Origin of the sequence: Methylibium sp. T29, from assembly GCF_000576205.1 — a bacterium.
GTDB classification, from domain to species: Bacteria; Pseudomonadota; Gammaproteobacteria; order Burkholderiales; family Burkholderiaceae_C; genus Methylibium; species Methylibium petroleiphilum.
Map to the genome: position 1 here is coordinate 1 of NZ_AZND01000298.1, position 3,626 is coordinate 3,626.

The window sequence follows — 3,626 nt, forward strand, 5'->3', positions numbered from 1 at the left end:
TTAACTCGAAGTCGTTGACCTACTCGCGCTGCGGGGAGAACCATGAGCTTCGACCCTTCGACGGAATGAAAGTGGCTTGTGCCGCGTAACGTTTGAGCTGAGCGGACCCCGCCGGGTTGGCGCTTGGCCCGCGGGACGGATGATGAACCACACCGGCTCGCGGGCCAAGCGCCAAGCAGGTGGAGGTCCGCTCGAGCGAAGGGTTAGGCCCCTGCCGCCGGGTTGACGGAGTACCTTGCTTGTAGACCCTGGAGTACATCTCTTCCGAGAAGTGACTTGCCCTCGCCAAGCATCGCAAGAAGCTTCTCCAATGCCTTCGCGCCTCTTGGCGCCAGTACCAAGTTGCAGAGCGTCGACCTTACGCCAAAGCTGTTCCTGACTCTGTCTAGTAGTGACTTTGGCAGATCCAGCTTAAAGAATGCTGTGCTGATCGACACCCCGGTGCCCCCAGCCTCATTTGCTCCGTACTGCGCCTGCAGCGCCCGCGAAATATCCCTGAGAACGTTCTCGTACTTCAGCTGTCGACGTTCGTCTTCTTCATCAAGCGCGTCTTGGTACTCCGAGATCCAAGTTCTCAGTTCGGCGTTTTGGTCACGAAGATTGAGCGCAGCGGGCAGCAGTTGTTCGATGTTGTCGGCGCTTTCGATCGCCCTGATAGCCAAGGGAGGCATTGACACATGAGCTACTGAGCCGGACAGAGCCAGCCCTCGGAAGCGAAACATCCGTGTTCGCTCGTCCTGGATGAACGTCGTGACTGATTCGACCGCGCTGGGTTGCCTCGGAAACAGCTTTGTTTCTTGGAGTAGGCGTCTCCTGAAGGGATGGCCAAAGTACGGTGTCTTGCTTAGGTGACTTCGCGCCAGTATCCCTGCGCCACCCCAAAGAAGGGCGGACAAATGCGGATTGATTTGGGACTTGTCATGCCGCCACGCGGCTTGAATGGCGGTGATCTCGCTTTTCAGAGTCGGTGTGACGCACAGTTCACCGACGATTGCCTCTCGAAGCAGGTTGAGATCGTCGCCGAAGTTTCCGTAGTCCTGCGGCACTACGACGCCAAGATTGGCAAGGGGTAGCAGTTGAGCGTGGTCTTGGTGCCAGGTGTACAGAAATCTGGAGTCGACCGTCAAATGATCGAAGCAGATCAAGTTGGTCAGTAGCGTCAGCAAAGCGTCAATCTGCAAAACACCTTCTGGCAAGTCCTTGAACGAATGACTCTGCCGATCCTGCGAGATGAGAATCTCACCAACTGTGTCGACTCCGATCCCGTTCGACAGGAGGCCCTCCACATCTTGAAGGGTCCAGTTGTCGATCATGAGGCTAGTAGACATGGCACACAGTGGGTTTCAGGGGCCTAACTAAATAGTTGAGCGACGCCCGCGCAGCGGGTCGTCCGCTCGAACGACAGGTTCGGGTGCATCGACGCGGGGCATGAATCAACTATTCCTCTAATGCTCGGCTGGCTGCGCGATGCGGCTTGTCTGCTGTTGGCTCACGCTGCGCTGTGTGCATGTCCGCTCAAGCAAGCTTGTGCGGCCTGCTCGCAGCGCAGCGCAAGCTAGCAAACTTCTCGCATTTCATACCGTCCACCTGCTTTCGCTTTGAACGCAGGTTGTCTTCGGCGCAGCGGCGACCGTCAGCTGAACTAGATTTAGACATGCGCGACCGTACTGGCGCCGTTGATCTGACGCAATCCCTTCCCCCGAGAAAAAGCCTGCCGCTTCATAGCAGAAAGGCCCTGCCCTTTCGGTCAAACGCAGGTGCGTTATGCGTCCCAAATCAGCCGACCTCCTCCGCGGACGCCAACAGCCCGCTAAACCCCCGGCCCGCCCAACCCATGCTCCCGCGCGTAGTTCAACAACTCCACCGCACTCCCCACCCCCAGCGCCTGCCGAATGCGCGTCTGGTAGTTGGCCACGGTCTTGGTGCTGAGGCGCAGGTCTGTGCGATCTCTTCCACGCCGCGGCCGGCCAGCAGCTGCTGCAGGATGTCGAACTCGCGGCTCGACAGCCGGGTGTGCGGCGGGCCGCCCTCGGCGCGGGCCGCGAGCGCAGCCACGTCGGGTGACAGGGCGATCTCGCCGCGCGCGGCCTGGCGCACCGCGGTCACCAGCACCTCGGGCGCGCTACTCTTGGTCACGAAGCCGGCCGCGCCGGCGCGCAGGCACTGGTCGAGCATGGCCGCGCTGTCGTGCATGGTGAACACCAGCACGGACAACTCGGGCCGCCGCTGCGCCAGGCGGCGCAGCAGCTCCAGCCCGCTGCGGCCGGGCATGGAAAGGTCGAGCACCAGCAGGTCGATGTCGTCGCCGCTGCTGCCGGCCAGCGCGCTGTAGGCCGACTCGGCGTCGCCGTACTCCGCCACCACGGCGATGTCGGCCTCCAGCTCCAGCAGGCGGCGGTAGCCGGCGCGCACGACCGCGTGGTCGTCGGCCAGCGCCACACGCAAGGGACCGGGCAATGGGCTCACGCTCACGAAATGTTCTCCTGTTCGGCAGCGGTCGTGCTGCTGCTACGAGTGCTGTTGTTGTTGACGTTGTCGTTGTCGTTGTTGCTGCGGTTGTCGATCACGGCGAAGGGCAGCCGTGCATGCAGCTTCAATCCGGGGCGCCCGGTGCCCGCCGCCGATGCCGGTGCGGGCTGCCATTCCAGGTCGCCGCCGGCCGACCACACGCGGTCCTTCACGCCGGCCAGGCCGTTGCCGCGCTGCCAGGCGCCGGCGTCGTCGAGCCCACAGCCGTCGTCTTGCACCGCCCAGTCCAGCAGCGCCGTGGCCGCGCCCGGCTCGCGGGTGATGCGCACGCTGAGCCGCGCCTCGCTCGCGTGGGCGTGGCGGGCCACGTTGGTCAGCGCCTCCTGGCTGATGCGGTAGACGGTGAGCACCAGTTCGCGCGGCAGGCGGTCGCTGTCGCCCAGCCCCACGCTGTCGAAGGCCAGCGTGTAGCGCGTGCTGCGGCCCGGCGACTGCACCCAGGCCTGCACCAGCGTTTCCAGCAGCGCGCGCAGGCGTTCCACGCTCTCGCCGCCGTCGGCTTGCGCGGACTCCGCGGTGCCCAGCGGGCGCAGGCGCGTCAGCAGCGCCCTCACCTCGCTCTGGATGCGCGAGCAGTGCTCGCTCATGCCGGCCACCACCGCCGCGAGTTCGGGCTCGTGGGCCAGCCGGCGCTGCAGCCAGCTGGCGTCCACGCGCAGTGCGGTGAGGTGCTGGCCCAGTTCGTCGTGCAGCTCGCGCGCCAGGTGGTTGCGCTCGTCTTCCTGCAGCGTGAGCACCTGCGCGCCCAGCACGCGGCGGCGCGCCTCGGCCTCTTCCAGCGCGCCGGCCAGGTGGCGCAGCGCATGGGCTATCACGTCCAGCTCGCGGATCGGCATGGCCGGCAGCGCGCGCACCTCCCCCAGGTCCTGCCGCTCCACCTGCTCGATGGCCGACAGCAGCGGCGCCAGCGCACGGAACGAGCGCCGCACGCGCCAGTGCATCACCCCCAGCATCAGCAGGCCGCAGCCGGCCAGCAGGCTCATCATCTCCACCAGCTGCACCAGCGACTCGCGCTGTTCGCTGTCGTGCGACGCAATCCACTGCACCTGCCACGCGGGCCCGGCCGGCCGCGGCAGCGCGGCGGCCACGGTCTGCGG

At 65.3% G+C, this 3,626-nt stretch carries 3 protein-coding genes; all 3 read right to left on the reverse strand.

Annotation, left to right across the window (positions count from 1 at the left end; genetic code table 11):
- Positions 1-203: 203 nt before the first annotated feature.
- Complete coding sequence (locus x551_RS23775) at positions 204-1,313, reverse strand: hypothetical protein (protein WP_152543605.1); 1,110 nt, start codon at positions 1,311-1,313, stop codon at positions 204-206.
- A gap of 538 nt (positions 1,314-1,851) precedes the next feature.
- Positions 1,852-2,472 carry a response regulator transcription factor gene (locus x551_RS19730; RefSeq protein WP_310732287.1) on the reverse strand — a complete coding sequence of 207 codons (621 nt, stop codon included), beginning with the start codon at positions 2,470-2,472 and terminating at the stop codon, positions 1,852-1,854.
- Positions 2,469-3,626, reverse strand: a 1,158-nt coding sequence (locus x551_RS19735; protein WP_253950425.1) for a histidine kinase, incomplete at its 5' end; no start/stop codon positions are given. The genes x551_RS19735 and x551_RS19730, both read right to left, overlap by 4 nt.